Origin of the sequence: Psychrobacter sp. JCM 18903, from assembly GCF_000586475.1 — a bacterium.
GTDB lineage: Bacteria > Pseudomonadota > Gammaproteobacteria > Pseudomonadales > Moraxellaceae > Psychrobacter.
In genome coordinates, this window is the sequence record NZ_BAWJ01000012.1 from 1 (window position 1) to 17,921 (window position 17,921).

Genomic DNA, 17,921 nt, shown 5'->3' on the forward strand with positions numbered 1-17,921 from the left:
ACGCAACTTGGGTGTTGAACTTTGGCAACAGCGATTGTTCTTTAATGAGCGACAAATGATTTTGCAAAAGCTGGTTGATGAGCTAAAAGAGACCTGCGGGATCGGTGTGCCTTATCAGATGAACATGATCTATACCAACCGTGCAAATACGACATTGCCGATACAGATTTATTTGCCAGTGGGCGCAAAATCACCAATGTGGTGTACTGCGACTGGCAAGCTGTATTTAAGCCAGTTGCCGCGCACAAGCCGCGAAAAAATACTACAAAACCTGTCATTGGATAAGTTTACCAAAATACGATCACCGATATCGATGCGCTAAACGCTGAGCTTGATCGTATCGCTGAAACAGGTATCGGTATCGATAATGAAGAGTTTATCTCTGAGATGGTGGCAATCGCCGTACCGATACGGGATAGAAAGTCGCGCTACCTTGCTTCGCTATATCTGCATGCACCGACCATACGAGTGTCTTTAGATGATCTCTTAACCCATGTCCCACGACTGCAAAAAGCAGCGAAAGATATTCAGTCTCTCGTCTATGACCTACCCAGCTAGATGATGCAATATAATTAAAAAAAGGTCTGCATTAAGATAATAATGCAGACCTTTTTTTAGTTATGCTTTTTTTAATATCTTAAGTCAATACTGAGCTGTCATGTCGCGCCATAATGCTCGAAAAATCTCTATCGCCGTTCTCGATTGCATGCGCTTCATATAGCTCTGTCGCTTTAGCGCCCATCGGTGTCTCTACCTGAGTATCTTCAGCGGTCTGCATGGCAAGGTTAAGATCCTTTTGCATGAGCTTACTCATAAATCCGCCTTGATAGCCATTACTAGAAGGGACATTTTCCATCACTTGCGGATAAGGGTTGTATACCTCTAACGTCCAGTTACGACCTGAGCTTTGCAGCATAATATCTGATAGCACTTTAGGGTCCAGACCGTTTTTGACGCCCAGATTAATTGCTTCTGCCGTTCCTGCCATGAGAATGCCTAACAGCATGTTATTACAGATTTTTGCGACTTGTCCGGCACCATGCTCGCCTGCATGAAAGATATTTTTGCCCATTACAGCCAGTATCGGCTCAGCTTTGACAAAGGCATCAGTGCTGCCACCGACGATAAAGGTTAACGTACCAGCGATAGCACCACCCGTACCACCAGAGACTGGGGCATCTAAGAAGTCTATGCCAAGCTTACTTGCCGCCTCTGCGACCTTCCTTGCATCAGCTGCTGCTATGGTACTGCTATCAATCACCAAAGTACCTTTTGGTAAGTCCGAAAGTAGACCGTCAGAGCCACCTTCTCCTAGATAGACAGAATGCACATGCTTGCCAGCAGGCAACATACTGATAATCACTTGGGCGTTTTGGACAGCATCTTTAGGGCTATCAGCTACATTGGCGCCCGCTTTTTGCAAACGCGCCGTTGCCTCTGCAGATAAATCATAAACCGATAGCGTATAACCTGCCTTTAACAAGTTTTCTGCCATTGGACCGCCCATGTTACCTAGCCCAATAAAGGCAATATTTGGCTTAGTAGTATCGTTATCGGTGGCATTTATATCCTTTGTATTCATCTCATCATTCCTTGATGGTTAGTATTAATCATGCGCGCAGGCGTTGCTACACATATAGCTGTAAACTATTTAATTGAGCGTAATTTTAATTTGATGTCTATATTGAATTGATAAATTCAATTTTTAACGCACAGACTGACTGCCTAAAGCCTCATCACCCAACCAATCGCCTAACGGATGCTCATCTTTAGCATAAGGATTCACAAAGTGCTGCTGTATGTACGCCTGCCCTTCGCTACTCAAGCAGTCTGCTAGTGAGCGTGACCACTGTGGATTACGATCTTTATCAATCAGTAGCGCACGTACGCCTTCTTTAAAGTCAGGATTGGCGGCACAATGTACAGCGACATTGGCTTCTAAATACAGAACTTGCTCTAGCGATAAGTCAGTGACTTTATAATAAAGCGCATAAGTTAAAGCAGTAGTAACTGGACAGCCATGTCGATAAGTTGCTACAGCCTCTGTGACCAGCTGTCGGCAGCAAAATCTGCATCAAGTTGTGCAAGCGCCTCATCGCTTTGTAATAGCGCATCAATATCACCCAAACCGCCACTGTTCATCAGCTGCTGGATAGCACGCCAATGCTGCGCCAACTTACTAGCAGGTATCTCAGCAACAGGCTGCGCCGCTAATGCTCGGCTCACGATACTATGGGCGCTGTTATTATTTTCTTTATAGCTTTCTTTATTGTCTGCATTAGCTGCCGGTTGCCAGTCACTTTGCTTCAGACGTTGCATGATGGCATCATAATCAGAGCTGGCAACTGCATATTCTGCTAAGTTGGCTAATAATGCATCACTGCCATTACACATCGCACCCGTTAATCCTAAGAATAAACCAGTTTTGGCCGGCATACGCTGCAAGAACCAACTGCCGGAAGCATCGGGGAATAAGCCAATGGTAATTTCAGGCATGGCAAAACGGGTACGCTCAGTGACTAGACGATGGCTACAGCCTGCCATCAAACCCATACCGCCGCCCATAATGATGCCGTCACCCCATAAGATTAATGGCTTAGGGTAAAAATGCATTTGGCGATAAAGACTATATTCATGACCAAAAAAATCTGTCGCATAAGGATTTGGCATAGGCGCTGTTGCTGACATACTGTCATATAACCTACGAATATCACCGCCTGCACAAAACGCTTTGTCGCCTGCGCCTTTTAATAGCAATGCCACCACTTGCTCATCACCTTCCCACTGCTCTAGTTGTTGCGATAACAACTGACACATCTCAACGCTCAAGGCATTAAGAGACTTTGGCATATTTAACGTCATTATCCCAATAAGGTGACCACAATCTGTCGGTTCAGTGCGGAATAATACCGATGCGTCTGCTGTGCTTTTTTCTACTGCGCCTTCTATAGCTGTTGTCATAAAAGTGACCTACAAAATGAAAAAGTGAAATAATATTTACGCTAAGGTTATTTATTTTGCCAAACGGGCTTACGCTTCTCTAAAAATGCTTGTACACCTTCGCGCTGATCTTCAGTATCGAACAATTTAACAAAGGCTTCACGCTCATGGATAAGGTTTTGCGCAGGTGGCGTCTCTCTTGCCGCTTGAATAAGCGTTTTAGAGTAACTGACCGCAACCGGTGATTGTTTAGCAACTTTTTGCGCTAGTGCTTGTGCTGCTAATAAACCGTCACCTTTTGCAGTGACTTCTTCGACTAAGCCAATGCGTAGTGCAGTCTGGGAATCGACGCGCTCGCCGCACAATATCATGCGCTTTGCCCAACCTCGCCTACCAAAGCCGTTAGATTTTGCGTACCACCGGCACACGGCAACAATCCCACACCCGTCTCGGGTAATGCCATCTGCGCATGTGCTTCTGCGATACGGATATCACAAGCAAGTGCGCACTCAAGACCACCGCCCATCGCATAGCCATTGATAACCGCGATGCTCACGCCGCGATAGGCTGACAACGCTTCAAATGCTTCACCAAAGCTATCGCCATACTAATCGCACGACCTTTATCGCCATCTGCAAAATTATTTAAATCGGCGCCTGCTGAAAAGAACTTCTCGCCATCACCATGAACGATTAACGCATACACCTCATCATTGGTATTGAGATCAGAGACCAATTGCTTAAGCGCATTGAGACTGTCCATCGTCCACGTATGAGCAGGTGGGTTATTTAAGGTTAGCGTTGCAGTATGACCATCAATCGATAGTTTTAAGTTGGTATAATCCGTCATGATCAAACATCCTTATCATAAAATCATTTTATTCATATAAATAGGTTAGCGCAGTTGGCTCAATGCATCGTCTTGTAAGAGCTGACGCGAGACAATCACGCGCATAATCTCATTGGTGCCTTCCAAAATCTGATGTACGCGCAAATCTCGCACATGACGCTCAAGCGGATACTCATTGAGATAGCCATAGCCACCATGTAATTGTAGAGCTTCGTTGGCGACATCAAAACAAAGATCAGTCGATAAACGCTTTGCCATTGCGCAATAAGTAGAGGCCTGCGCATCGTTATTATCGACTTTATTCGCCGCTAAATAGAGCATTTGCCGTGCGGTAATGGTTTGAGTCAACATATCAGCAAGCTTAAACTGTACTGACTGTAAGCTGGCAATCGGGCTACCAAACTGACTACGCTCTTGCACGTAATTGGTCGCTGTCTCAAGCGCCGCTTGCGCTGTCCCTACTGCACAGATACCAATATTAATCCGGCCACCATCAAGCCCCTTCATCGCGATACGAAAGCCTTGACCTTCCTCGCCAATGAGATTCTCTACTGGAACTTTGACATCTTTAAAGCTAATCGTCCGTGTTGGCTGTGCTTTCCAGCCCATTTTATGCTCGTTTTTGCCGTATTCAATACCAGCACTATCGGCATCGACAACGAATGCTGAAATCCCCTTTGGGCCTGCAGCACCCGTACGCGCCATCACCACCAATACATCAGTTGAACCTGCGCCTGAAATAAAGGTTTTTTCGCCGGTCAGTATATAATACTCACCTTGCTTATCGGCTTTGGTACGCAGTGATGCGGCATCAGAACCGGCATTAGGTTCCGTTAGACAATAGCTGCCCAGCCATTCACCACTAACCATATTTGGCAAATATTTTTTGCACAGCGCATCGCTACCAAATTCGCCAATCATCCAGCCTGCCATATTATGAATACTCATATAAGCCGCCACAGAGGTATCACCCCATGCTAGCTCTTCAAAAACCATGGCAGAATCTAAACGCGGTAGGCCTAAGCATCATATTCTGGATTAGTATATAACCCTAAAAACCCAAGCTCGCCTGATTTTTTAATCACATCGACTGGGAAGTGCGAGGTGCGATCCCATTCAGCGGCATTAGGCTTTAGCTCTTTTTGGGCAAACTGTCTGGCAGTTTGGCGAAAGGCAATTTGGTCATCGGTCAATGAAAAATCCATGGGGTCATCCTTGTGCTGAATAGGGTGTATTAAAGCGTCAATGCAAATATAGGTGATTCGGCGTTAAATTGAAATAGTCGTATTGACGCCGCGACTTGCTTCATCATCAAACCAGCGCGCCGTAACCGTCTTGGTTTGGGTATAAAATTGCACCGCCTGCTTACCATAAGGACCCAAATCACCAAGCTTACTAGCGCGTGAGCCTGAAAACGAGAACATTGGTAGTGGCACAGGAATCGGCAAGTTAATACCAATTTGACCGACTTGGATATCTTGTTGGAATTTATGCGCCGCAGCCCCTGATTGAGTAAAGATAGCCGTACCATTACCATGCGGATTGGCATTGAGTAGCTCAATCGCTTCATCTAAGCTGTTGGCACGCATGATACACAGGACTGGTCCAAAGATTTCTTCTTTATAGATTTGCATATCCGCAGTAACATTATCAAAGATAGTCGGTCCTACGAAGTTACCCTTTTCATAACCTTCGACCATAATGCCACGACCATCAAGTATCAAGCTCGCCCCTTCTTCTACCCCTGTGCCAATCAAATGCTCAACACGCGCTTTTGCGGCAGGAGAAATCAGCGGACCTAAATCTTTATCATGCTTACCAGCTGAGACGATTAAACCCTCAGCTTTGGCTTTGATATCATCAATCCACTCACCGGCAGCACCGACAAGGACAACGACAGACAGCGCCATACAACGTTGACCAGCAGCACCAAAGGCAGCACCTGCTAGCTGATTAAGCGTCTGCTCTTTATTAGCATCCGGCAAGATAACGCCATGGTTTTTCGCGCCCATCATACACTGTGCGCGTTTGCCTGATTGACTGGCACGCTCATAAACGTGTTTTCCGACGTTGGTCGAACCCACAAAAGAAACTGCTTTGATATCAGGATGATCACAAATAGCATCGACAGTAGCTTTGCCGCCATGTACGACATTTAGCACGCCTTCAGGTACGCCCGCTTCAACAGCAAGCTCTACCAGACGCATCGTGACCATTGGGTCTTGTTCAGATGGTTTTAGGATAAAAGTGTTGCCCGTGGCAATCGCCATTGGGAACATCCACAGAGGAATCATCGCTGGGAAGTTAAATGGCGTGATACCCGCACAGACGCCTAATGCTGCCAAATACTATAAGTATCCACGCCTGATGCAACGTTTTCAACAAAGTCGCCTATTTGCAAATTGGCAATACCAGCAGCATGCTCAACCACTTCTAAACCACGGAACACATCGCCACGCGCATCAGCAATGGTTTTGCCTGCTCTGCCGTCAGTATTTCTGCCAGCTCATCCATGTGGTCGCGTATCAATGCTTGATACTTTAAAAAGATACGGGCACGTGTGGTAATGGGCGTTTTGCGCCACGTTTGAAACGCTGCTTGAGCAGCAGCGACCGCTTGATTTATTTCATCGTCAGTAGTTTGCGGAACTTTAGCGATGACTTCTTGCGTGGCAGGATCGGTGATATCAATCCATTCACTGGTATTAGAATCAACAAATTGACCATTGATGAGCTGCTTGACGTGGTGCATAAGATATCCTTATCTTGTTTGCGAGACTACCCTTTAGCGGTGTCTTAATATTTAAAAAGAGAAAAAAAATGATGAGCTTTTATCGATCAAACATAATTTATAAAATGATTTATTTCGTATCGTTATTGACTATACCAATAAACCATTTTTAGGGTCAAGCGCTTTGTCAAAATTTTATCTGAGTTTATGTTAACGAAAAAAACTTTATATAAGGTATATTTTCAGTTTGAGCGAAAGCGACTAAGTAGTGATAAAAATGAGGAGACGCCTTAAATTAAAAACAAAAAAGCCCATGATTGTGCATGAGCTTTTTTTCAATATTAACGTTAGATGGCTTTTTTCAATTAATACGCCATCGTATTAGTAGTCTTTCATAGACTGCTTAATCGCCTCAATCGCTGTTGGATTATCAAGCGTTGACATATCTCCTGTTTCGTTGCCTTCTGCTAAAGCACGAATGGCTCGACGTAAGATTTTGCCAGAGCGCGTTTTTGGTAGCGCTTGCGGAAAATAAATTGCCGCTGGCCTTGCGATACCGCCAAGGGATTTGACCACAGCACCGATGACCTGCTGCTCAATACGGAAACGATTTTCGGTGGTCGTGACTTGTTCATGATCTCTCAGCACACAAAAGGCTATCGGCAACTCTCCTTTCAATTCATCATGAATACCCACAACCGCACACTCTGCCATCTCTGGATGCGTGCTAATCGCCTCTTCAATTTCTTGCGTGCCAATACGATGACCGGCGACGTTAATCACATCGTCAGTGCGCCCTAAGATATAAAAATAACCCTCCTCATCAGTCACGGCATAGTCTGAGGTTGAATATTGCTTGCCATCAAACAGACCAAAATAACTGCTAATAAAGCGTTCATCATTTCGCCATACCGTGGTCAGACAACCGGGCGGCAATGGTGCACGAATCGCGAGCAGTCCTTTTTCGCCAGCTTTACAAGGTTCGCCTGTTTCTTCATTAATAACATGCGCATCATAACCATACATGGGATAACCGGGTGAGCCTTGCTTGTGCGGCTTGTGATTGAATTTGGGCGTGTTACTTAGAATGGGCCAGCCAGATTCTGTTTGCCAATAATGATCTAAAATTGGCACACCTAAATGCTTAGTCAGCCAATTGGCTGTCGATTCATCCAGTGGTTCACCTGCCAAAAAGAAGGATTTTACGCTGGAGACATCATAGCGTGTCATCCATGTCTCATCTTGTTTTTTCAGCATACGGACACCCGTCGGTGCCGTGAATAAAATATTGACCTTGTTTGCTTCGACAATTCGCCACCAAATACCGGGGTTTGGGCGATGCGGCAGACCTTCATACATCACACTCGTCATGCCAGCCAGCAATGGTGCGTAAATGGTGTAAGAATGCCCGACCGCCCAGCCGATATCTGATATCGCCCAAAATGTCTCACCCGCCTTGCCATCGTAGATATAATCCATCGACGTCGTTAGCGCAACCGCGTGACCACCGGTATCACGTTGCACGCCTTTTGGCGTACCCGTAGTGCCTGAGGTATAAAGTAAATATGATGGCGTATTTGACTCAAGCCAAACTGGCTCGACAATCGCATTGGCTTCACAGCTGATACGGCGCTGGGTTGCATAATCAACATCAATATTTTTTGGCTCAAATAGTAAAATGCCACGATTGATGACCAATACATGTTCGGGCTTAACCGTTGCTTGCTCGACCCCTTGATTGACAAGATTTTTATAATTAATAACTTTACCACCGCGCAAACCTGCATCTACTGTGATGACCATTTTTGCTTCGGCATCATCCATACGAATGGCTAAGTTATGCGCCGCAAATCCACCAAATACCACAGAATGTACGGCACCGATACGAGCGCAAGCCAACATGGCATAAGCGGCTTCTAGAATCATCGGCATGTAAATGACAACGCGATCGCCCTTGCCAATACCATGACGCTGTAGCACATCGGCAAAATAATTGACTTCTTTATATAGGTCATTATAGGTCAGCCGACGCTTGGTATAGTCCGTATAAAGCTCAACGTTATTATCCAAATCTCTAAACGCATCGACGACTTTAGGAAAGGTTTCTATTAACTCTTGGTTAATCTCAGAGGATAACCAGATAAAAGCATCCTGTTCTGCGCGCTCTGCAAGATGGCGATCCACACAGTTATAGCAAAGATTGGTCTCGCCACCGACATACCACTGCGCAAATGGCAGATTGCTGTCATCAAGAATTTGTTCAGGCTCTTTATGCCAATAGATACGCTTTGCTTGCTCTGCCCAGAACTCTTCTTTATTTTCAATAGAAGAGTGATAAATTTCAGCAAAAGTTTGAGTGGTATTAGATAACGCTTGAGAAGTCTGAGCTTGCTCTGACGATTGGTTGGTCACTGAAGTGGCGGTTTGCTCGCTCATAATAGCTGTCCTTAGCATAAATGATGGGTAATACGATGTAATATTGTCTAATAATGTCATAGTAAAGATTGGCTATCCCTGCCAGCTATCTCTAATAGAACAAAAAACCGATACACTACGTATCGATTTAGTAGGTATCGGTTTAAAATGTAGCAGAGCTAACAATAAAGGTCAACTACTAAGCCAGTTATCTGCTCAATAGTTAAGCCACTTTAAGCCTATACCTCAGTTTGATCAGCATACATCTCACGCATCACTTTTTTGTCATGTTTACCAACAGAAGTCTTTGGTAGCTCATTGACGAACTTAAATTGACTTGGCACACCATATTTCGGAATAATACCCCGCTCTACGGCTTTCTCGGCGATGGCTTTGATATCATCAACGCTCGTGTCTTGAGCATTAGGTTTTAACACAATCAAGGCCAATGGACGCTCACCCCATTGCTTATCACGTACCCCAATCACAGATACGTCAGCGACCGCTGGATGTAACGACAAAATCGTCTCAATCTCTAATGACGATATCCACTCGCCGCCTGACTTAATGACGTCTTTTAAGCGATCAGTAATTCTAATATAACCATCAGGACGTATATAAGCAATGTCTTGGGTGTGCATATAGCCGTTTTCCCACAGCTCTTTGCCTGCATCGTCATTTTTTAGATAGCTTTGCGTTAACCAAGGTGCACGTAATACCAACTCACCAGTATTGTCTTGACCGGTACCAACCGACTCATTATTGGTACTCCATATTTGAGCATCCACCATCAGTACGGGCTTACCAGTCATACAACGGCGAGCGATATCTTCATCTTCACTCATTTCAGGCTCGTCGAGACTAAATTCTGTCAAGCTAATAAGGGGCGCTGTCTCTGACATACCATAACCAGTATATACTTCGATGCCTTGTGCCATGGCTGTTTTTGCCAAGCCTTCAGTCAATCTTGAACCACCGATGATCATTTTTAAGCCATTGAAACTGGCATCGCGATCTTGTGCTTCTTTGAGCACCATTTGCAAAATCGTTGGGACACAATGGGTAATACTGACTTTTTCATTAATAATCAAATCCATTAACACATCTGGTGCATAGCGTCCCGGATACACTTGCTTCAGACCAGCCATGGTCGCGGTAAATGGAAAGCCCCACGCATGAACGTGGAACATCGGCGTCATCGGCATATAGACATCACCGTAACTGACGCCTTGCTTGTCGGGCAGCATACCTAATGTCGCCGCTTCGGTGAGGGTATGCAATACTAACTGGCGGTGGCTAAAGAACACGCCTTTTGGATCGCCCGTCGTGCCTGAGGTATAAAACGTTGTGGCAATGGTGTTTTCATCAAAATCTGGGAAGTCAAACTCACTATCGGCAGCTTGTAATAATTCTTCATACTCACCTACTACGCGGTTTTGGTTACCACCGAAGACTCCTTCAGATGTCACGCCATCATCATCTAGCCAAATAATGTGCTCAATACTAGAGTTTTCAAACTGATAGCTTTTGACCAATGGCGCAAACTCAGAATTAAGCAGCAGCACTTTTGGCTTAGCATGATTGATGGTATAAAGAATTTTTTCTGGCGATAGGCGGATATTAACGGTTTGTAAAATATACTCTGACATCGGTACAGCGAAATACGACTCCAGATAACGATGGCTGTCCCAATCCATCACCGCCACTATATCACCTGCATCTAGATTTAAACCTGCTAAGACATTGGCCAAGCGATTGATACGATTGAATAAATCTTTATAGGTAAGGCGTTTTTTATCAGCATAAACGATTTCTTGCTCTAGCGACACCGTTTTGGCACGGTTCAATAGTTGCTTAACTAATAAGGGATAATCGTAAGCAGAAGGGGCGCTGTGGTAAATATTTGACATAGATATGACGTCCTTGTTGGTCATGCGGATAAGTTATTATGCGGGTGAATCATGAATAATTGATGGCACGCAGTTCTAGTTATTTTAGCTTTTACTTATAAAAAATTGGCTGTTTAAAAATTGATAGTGGCTAACAGTATTAATAGAATTATTAGGGTGTATTGAACAGGCTATATCGATAGTAAGAAAAAATAGATGCTATGTAAAGCAACCTTACGTAAACATCCTAAGAGGCAATAGCTTAATGAAAATTGCTCAAAAATAGCCATCAAGCCGCGCGTGATTTTGTTTTTATCATGCCAAAACTGGCAACCAGTAATGCCAAAATCTGTACGAATAAGAGCAGCCATACTGTGAGCGACCACTGCCCGCGCGCATAAGCCATGCCGCATAACCACGCACCCATCGTACCGCCAGCATAATACCCCATGTAATATAAACCAGACGCCAATGAGCGCCCTTTTTTAACATTGACGGCGATATAACTGATGGTGGCAGCTTGGGTGATAAAGACACCTGAGGACATAATAGCAAGACCAATAATAATGCCCCATAACGGCGTCACTAGCGTTAACAGCACCCCAATCATAGAAACGAAAACAGCCACGCGTACTGTGCGCGCTGAACCAAAGCGACGTAGCAAGGTCGTCGACAATGGCGTGATGACAACGCCTATTAAATAAACGGCAAAAATATTGGCAAGCGCACCCGTACTCAACTCATATGGCGTCTTAGCAAGATGTAGATTGATAAAGGTAAAACAACCCACGAGTGAGAATAAGACACACGCCCCTAACAGACAAGCCGTCACCACATAACGATTGGTTAAATGCTCACCGAGCGTCTGCATCGCGGAACGAAAATTCGGATTGGCCACAAACTGCTGTGATGATGGCAGCATCTTGCCGACCCACAGCGCACCAATAAGGGTCATCGCTGCCATCACATAATAGCCTGCACGCCAGCCGATAAGCTCGTGCAAATGCCCAAGCAAAAATCGCCCCATGAAGCCGCCAAGTACCGAGCCTGAGACATAGAACGACATCAGTTCCGTGACAGCGCGTCCCTCAAACTCTTCACCGATATAAGCAATCGTCACCACGGTAATGCCCGGTACAGACAACCCTTGCATAAACCGCCACATGCCCATCCAACCAATACTCGGACTTTGGGCAATTAAAGCAGTTGGTATCGCTAAAAATAATAACGCGCCAACGATAAAGGATTTACGCCCCACAGCGTCAGACAGCATGCCCAAGAATGGCGACATAATAGCAATCGCCATCACCGTTGCACCGACGATCATGCCAGCTTGTACCTCAGTTGCAGACAGGTCTACCATTAATACGGGCAAAATGGCCTGAATAGAATACACTTGCAAAAAAGCAAACATCCCAATCAAACCAATGGTGAGCTTTAAGACCCACGATGTTGCATTATTGATTGGTGTAGATAGAGGTTCTGGCATATTATTTTGGGGTTTACTGATGGTATTTTTCACAGGAATACAGGCTATGTTGGACGCGGATGATCTGGCGTGAGTAATAGAAATAGGACGATAATAGCTGAAATAATGACAAAAACAATAATAATGGCTAATGCTAGGGATAGGTGTCATGTATGATTTTAGCACACCAAATACCAGACTCTGGTTTCGGTGTGTTATCGGTATTGCTTTATTGATGCTTAGGGTCTGTTGAACACTAAAAACTGCTGATTTATATACTGCGTAGGTGACGTATATTTTTGACAGCAAGCAGATTACTGTCTACTATTATTTTGATCTATTATATATAAATGCGATTCACAAAAACTTATATCCACAAAATATAACCTGCGACAAAATCCAACTCACCTATAACAGATTCTCTATCATGCCCAAATACCCTTTTTATTCGCAATGGATTGTCGCTATAGGTGCACTGGTTTTTTCTATAAATGCGTCGGCAGTTACGTTAGACGAAGTAGCCGCAACGAACAAGCTCACAATTAAAGAGCAATCGACCAAAATAGTATCAACCCCAATAGCGTCAGCGGTTGCAATAACATCGCCTGTATCAACACCAGCCGTGCCGTCAAACTGTATCGCCGACAGTATTATTACAGCGGCTAATCTGTCAGATACGCGTGATAAGGGGCCTTTTTCGGTGGCTAAGAAAGCTGTTCCTCGTCAGTTAGCCAACGGCTTTGGTGGCGGAACCATTTATTATCCAACCAACGCAGGCGGCTGTGGTCTGTTAGGCGGAATCGCAGTGATACCCGGTTATGTGTCCTACGAATCTTCTATTAAATGGTGGGGGCCACGTTTGGCATCTTGGGGATTTGTGGTTATTACCATCGATACCAACTCCATTTATGATGACCCAGATAGCCGTGCGGCGCAGTTAAGTGCGGCGCTTGATCATATGCTTCGTGACAATACGGTAGGCGCTCAGATAGATAGTACGCGCTTGGGCGCTATTGGCTGGTCAATGGGCGGCGGCGGCGCTCTCCAGCTAGCGACAAAACGTCAGACGGTTCGAGCGATTATTCCGCAAACGCCCTATCACGATAAAGACTATGGCGAAATGAACACGCCTGCTTTATTCATTACTTGCCAGAATGACCGTATTGCCTCAAATAAAAAATACAGCAGTCGTTTTTATGATAAAGCTACAGGCGCAAAAATGAAGATTGAGATAAAGAACGGTAGCCATTTTTGTCCAAGTTATCGTTTTAATGAAATATTACTGAGCAAGCCCGGTATTGCTTGGATGCATCGCTATATTAATGGCGATACCCGATTCGATCAGTTTTTATGTAGTAACGACAACTATGGCAACAATCCTCGTATATCCGCTTACGACTATAAAACTGCTCATAAACAAGGCACTCATGAGAAAAGCACTTATAAACTAGGTACTGATAAACAATCTGCTGGTCAATCTCTGACTTAGGAGCGCTTAGCATAGAAAAAGGCTACCGAAATGGCAGCCTTTTTTGTAAAGTCATTAACACAATTATTCACAGCTCGCTTTGCCAGTGCGATGATTCACAGCACCATTGGCGGCTAATAGCTTTTGCATATCAACCAAATCTCGCGAACACGCATATGAATAGGCACCTTGATTATACGAGCCCATTTTTTTGTCTTTGGTCGTTGCCACTAGATTTGGATTAGCACCTTGCGCCAATAAATATTTGACAGTTTCAAGGCGATTATTACTAGCTGCAACCATAATCAAGGTTTCACCATCACTTTCTACCGTCTGATCATTTAAGTCCACAGGCGCTTTTTCATTCAATAACGTATGTACTTTTTTGACAATATTGGTATTTTTTCCCAGTACAGCAGATTTCATGACGTTATACACATCACCGTCATCTTTAGCATAGATATCAGCGCCTTTACTGACTAAGTAATCGACCATATCTTCATAGCCGATAAAGCAGCCCAGCCTAACGCCGTTTGGTTAAGGCTACCTGTGTCCTTAACTTCTAAGTCTTGACCATTGTTAACCATGTATTTGACCGTGGCTAGATCACCATGTTTTACGGCGTCAAACCAAGTAGCATCTGCACCTATAGAGGGTTTGTCATAAAACACACGCCAAGAAAGTTTGTTTTGATTGGCAAGATCAAAATTCTCAGTAGTGCTGAAACGAAAACCCACTTGTGGGACTGGTGCGGTTTGAGCAGCTTGGATAGTGTCAATTTTAGTGACGCTGTTATCATTGTTTAGGCTTGAGCAACCTGCTAATAACATCGTTACCATAACCGCTGATGCGCTCATTTTTCCAAAAAATCTCATGACTCAACCTTCAAATACAAATTAAATAGTGAGAGATATTATACAGATTCATTAAATAATAATCTATAAATTATAAGCTATGAATGACAATGACCCTCGGTTAATATAGGCTTATATCAGACTTTAACGCTATACACTGAACCTAACAATCAACATCTTTTTTATAACAGACTTTAGGTACATGACTCACCATAATAAGAGGTCATTTATAATAAGTTGTCATCTATTGATGAGAAATATTCATTATTAAAATTGCTAAGACATCAAGAAACTCGAATAAAAACACTAAGGAATAATTTCAATGACCGATAAAATTCATGATTTAGGGGCAGGATTTTGGAATATACGCGGATCTTTTCGCATTGGCGGTGTTCTAAACATTGGTACTCAGTGCTCACTTATACAGTTAAACTCAGGAAAGTTTATATTTTTGGATAGTTATTCATTGACTGGTGACGTACGCGATGAGGTGATGGCATTAACCAATAATGGTCAAGATGTCGAAGCAGTACTGAACGTCCACCCATTCCATACGGTGCACTGTGCACAAATGGCAAAAGACTTCCCGCAGGCGACCTTTTATGGCAGTAGCCGCCACCATAAAAAAGTACCTGAAGTGCAATGGGCAGATGACTTGGTTGAAAGCGATGCGGTCGCCAAGCGTTACCCTGAGCTTAAGTTCTCTATGTCACAAGGTATTCACTATATCTCACCCAATGAGATGATTCACGCAGGCTCACTATTAGCCTATCATCCTGCCAGTCAAAGCTTGCACGTCGATGATACCTTGATGAGTCCACCGATGAAGGTATTAGAGGCGATATTACCTGAGGTCATACTGCACCCAACGACCAAAAAAGCGCTGAAAAACGAACCCGATGCTGGCAAGCGATATTGCGATTGGGCAAGCAATCTGCACATGAATGGCGCGATGTGCGTAATTTCTGCGCCGCACATTCTTATTTAGTGACATTTAATGACGGTGAGTTTGAAGTGGCGCTATTAAAAGCCATTGATAAAGCCCGTCCAAAATTAGAAAAAGCTTAATTGACCGTATAATCTCACATTAGAAGCATAACAAAGGGAGTGACCAAGATGGTCGCTCCCTTTCTTGCAATGACTCCATCAACATTAAAAATCACTAACGGAACAATAAAGACGCTAGCTCATCTTGGTTATTGATAATATCTGCCAAGGTATAGCGCTCAAGGACGTTAATAAATGCCGTCAGCGCTTCAAAGAACACACTTTTTAGTTGGCATGCTGGGCTAATGACACAGCCTCTAGCGTTATTTGTCGTTTCATCAATAAGCGTAATAGGCAAACCAGTCGAACCAGTCTGGCGACCATCACTACTCTTATCATTCGCGGGGGTCGCAAAGCATTCGACCAAATCAAAGTCTGGCTCTATTTGTTTAATTAATACACCCAAATTGATGTCTTTTGGCGCACGAGCCAAACGTATACCGCCATTTTTACCACGCACACTTTCTATATAACCAAGCTGACCCAACTGATGAATAATCTTGGTCAAATGACTTTTAGAAATGCCATAACTGTCGGCAATACCACTGATATTTGCGAGTAATGGCGGCTCTGGTCTCACCGCCAAGTAAATCAATGAGCGCAGTGCATAATCGCTATAATTGGTCAATCGCATTTATTTGCGCTCCTATTTTATATAAATCTCTCAAGTATGTATCAGCTTAAATTTTAGTAATGTAACTATATGAGTTTGAAAATGAGGGTCTTGAAAAATCAGTGTCTCAGATAAACGGTATTTCGGATAAACGGTATTTTGAACAAACTGTATTTTAAACAAACAGTGTCTGGAAAACAAAGGTCTCAAAACCTTATAACATTTGCAAAATAACCTACTTAAAAACGTCAACAATCAGTCGATAGACTTGGATAAATCCCCTATTCTTTTGGCGATAGTATTATAACGGCTCTACAGACTCTAACCAAACAGACCATCAGGTCTAGGACGTGCCAGCATCGGCAAATAACTGATACAAAATAGCACGAAGCAAGCAATCCACGCCCCTTGGGCAATCATGATCCATAGTAGATAGTGACTCATATCGGCAAGCGGCAACAGCACGCGACTGACAAATGCCAATACCATCAGACCATACATGATATTCACCGTCTTGGGCGGCTGATGAATGCTGCGTCCCGTATGGCCAAGCGATACCCGCGTCATCATCGCCACGGTCATCATACCAATGCCTGCAATGGCAAGCCCATGCATCGCAATACTATGAGTATAGCCCAACCATGGTTGCAGCACATACAGCAGAAAACTCAAACACATGCCCAAAAATGCAACATATAATGACCAAAGCAATGGTTTTTGCCAGATACCGCGATGATACCAACCTACCAAACGGACGATATTAACCACTGCTACGCCAAGTGCTGTAATAGTCAGCAGATACTTATTAGGATAAAACAAGTCACTGATAAAAAACGCTAAGAAAAACAATAAACTCGCAATATCCTGTACTTTACTATTGCGCAACTTGATGACTTCCGTCGTTCCAACACTCAGACCACGTTCAATAAAGAATGGCACCACGCGGCGACCAATGGTCAGCACCAAACCGATAATCAAATAAAACCCTAGATAAATACCTATTTTAGTCATACTCATATCGGCATTGATAATACCCCAGTAGCAGATTCCATTGCCAACGGTCAATAAGGCCAATTTCGCTAAAATACCCATTTGCTTATACTGTTTGACCTGCAATACCGCTCGACATATCACAAATGCCATCGAGGCGATAAACAATAAGTCAAATACTGCGGCGACATATAACAACGATATACTGCTACCCGCAACCGTCATACCAAGTCCAAAACCTGCCCAGCTTAAACGTGCCAGTAGCCAACAGCCAAAGATAGCCAGCAGCTTATAACCATGCGGCATCATTACCCCTGTCCACGTCTTCACTGCCGTGAGGAGAAATCCTGCAATGACTGCCAAGGCATAACCATAGACCATCTCATGACCGTGCCAGTACAACGGATTCAGTGCTTGTGCGTCAATATCTGTATGACCAGTAAATACGAAAGACCATAGCAGCATCGTTATCACGGCAAATAGCGCGGCAGCACTAAAAAATATTCGAAAGCTCAAATTCAAAATGGGATGCGGAGAGCTGGGTGGCTTGCTGGGTAAGTTGATCGATTGCATGGCACTCTTCTTAGAAGCATGTGAATAGAGTTTAATATAAAGATTCATTTTAAATAAATGTTATAAGTTATACAATAGTGATAAT

At 43.9% G+C, this 17,921-nt stretch carries 12 protein-coding genes and 5 pseudogenes; 3 read left to right on the forward strand and 14 right to left on the reverse strand.

Features of this window, described 5'->3' with window-relative positions:
* Window positions 1-55 precede the first annotated feature (55 nt).
* A pseudogene (locus tag TT12_RS17225) lies at window positions 56-558 on the forward strand (IclR family transcriptional regulator).
* Window positions 559-637: 79 nt separating this feature from the next.
* Here TT12_RS17225 and mmsB read toward each other — a convergent pair.
* The 10 genes and pseudogenes from mmsB to TT12_RS09420 form a co-directional block, all read right to left on the reverse strand.
* Window positions 638-1,582 carry a 3-hydroxyisobutyrate dehydrogenase gene (gene mmsB, locus TT12_RS09385; protein WP_045454265.1) on the reverse strand — a complete coding sequence of 315 codons (945 nt, stop codon included), beginning with the start codon at window positions 1,580-1,582 and terminating at the stop codon, window positions 638-640.
* Window positions 1,583-1,705: 123 nt separating this feature from the next.
* Window positions 1,706-2,961, reverse strand: a pseudogene (locus TT12_RS09390) (enoyl-CoA hydratase/isomerase family protein).
* A gap of 47 nt (window positions 2,962-3,008) precedes the next feature.
* Entirely contained in the window at window positions 3,009-3,311 is a 303-nt protein-coding gene (locus TT12_RS18410; RefSeq protein WP_279378855.1) for an enoyl-CoA hydratase-related protein, read from the reverse strand.
* Window positions 3,308-3,514, reverse strand: a complete 207-nt coding sequence (locus tag TT12_RS18415) for an enoyl-CoA hydratase-related protein (protein ID WP_279378856.1) — start codon at window positions 3,512-3,514, stop codon at window positions 3,308-3,310. The genes TT12_RS18410 and TT12_RS18415 overlap by 4 nt, the downstream gene beginning before the upstream one ends.
* Window positions 3,493-3,789 carry an enoyl-CoA hydratase/isomerase family protein gene (locus tag TT12_RS18420; protein ID WP_279378857.1) on the reverse strand — a complete coding sequence of 99 codons (297 nt, stop codon included), beginning with the start codon at window positions 3,787-3,789 and terminating at the stop codon, window positions 3,493-3,495. Before TT12_RS18420 ends, TT12_RS18415 begins: the two co-directional genes overlap by 22 nt.
* Before the next feature lie 45 nt (window positions 3,790-3,834).
* Window positions 3,835-4,994 (reverse strand): annotated as a pseudogene (locus tag TT12_RS09400) (acyl-CoA dehydrogenase family protein).
* Between the two features lie 63 nt (window positions 4,995-5,057).
* Window positions 5,058-6,540, reverse strand: a pseudogene (locus TT12_RS09405) (CoA-acylating methylmalonate-semialdehyde dehydrogenase).
* A 360-nt stretch (window positions 6,541-6,900) separates the two neighbouring features.
* Complete coding sequence (locus TT12_RS09410; protein ID WP_045454267.1) at window positions 6,901-8,955, reverse strand: propionate--CoA ligase; 2,055 nt, start codon at window positions 8,953-8,955, stop codon at window positions 6,901-6,903.
* A 218-nt stretch (window positions 8,956-9,173) separates the two neighbouring features.
* A complete protein-coding gene (locus tag TT12_RS09415) occupies window positions 9,174-10,844 on the reverse strand; it encodes a fatty acid--CoA ligase (protein WP_045454270.1) in 1,671 nt (556 codons plus the stop codon).
* 268 nt (window positions 10,845-11,112) lie between these two features.
* On the reverse strand, window positions 11,113-12,312 hold the full coding sequence (locus TT12_RS09420; protein WP_045454390.1) for an MFS transporter: 1,200 nt from the start codon (window positions 12,310-12,312) through the stop codon (window positions 11,113-11,115).
* A gap of 406 nt (window positions 12,313-12,718) precedes the next feature.
* Here TT12_RS09420 and TT12_RS09425 point away from each other — a divergent pair, with 406 nt between their 5' ends.
* On the forward strand, window positions 12,719-13,780 hold the full coding sequence (locus TT12_RS09425; protein WP_207804037.1) for a dienelactone hydrolase family protein: 1,062 nt from the start codon (window positions 12,719-12,721) through the stop codon (window positions 13,778-13,780).
* Between the two features lie 63 nt (window positions 13,781-13,843).
* Here the strand turns inward: TT12_RS09425 and TT12_RS15555 are convergent, their stop codons facing one another.
* Window positions 13,844-14,254, reverse strand: coding sequence for an ankyrin repeat domain-containing protein (locus TT12_RS15555; RefSeq protein ID WP_207804038.1), 411 nt, complete (start codon window positions 14,252-14,254; stop codon window positions 13,844-13,846).
* On the reverse strand, window positions 14,239-14,634 hold the full coding sequence (locus TT12_RS15560; RefSeq protein ID WP_207804039.1) for an ankyrin repeat domain-containing protein: 396 nt from the start codon (window positions 14,632-14,634) through the stop codon (window positions 14,239-14,241). The genes TT12_RS15555 and TT12_RS15560 overlap by 16 nt, the downstream gene beginning before the upstream one ends.
* Before the next feature lie 301 nt (window positions 14,635-14,935).
* On the opposite strand from TT12_RS15560, the pseudogene TT12_RS09435 reads away from it, so the two are divergent.
* Window positions 14,936-15,681 (forward strand): annotated as a pseudogene (locus TT12_RS09435) (hypothetical protein).
* A gap of 94 nt (window positions 15,682-15,775) precedes the next feature.
* Here the strand turns inward: TT12_RS09435 and TT12_RS09440 are convergent.
* On the reverse strand, window positions 15,776-16,294 hold the full coding sequence (locus TT12_RS09440; RefSeq protein WP_045454273.1) for an Rrf2 family transcriptional regulator: 519 nt from the start codon (window positions 16,292-16,294) through the stop codon (window positions 15,776-15,778).
* 300 nt (window positions 16,295-16,594) lie between these two features.
* Window positions 16,595-17,836, reverse strand: a complete 1,242-nt coding sequence (locus tag TT12_RS09445; protein ID WP_045454276.1) for an NnrS family protein — start codon at window positions 17,834-17,836, stop codon at window positions 16,595-16,597.
* Window positions 17,837-17,921: the final 85 nt, after the last annotated feature.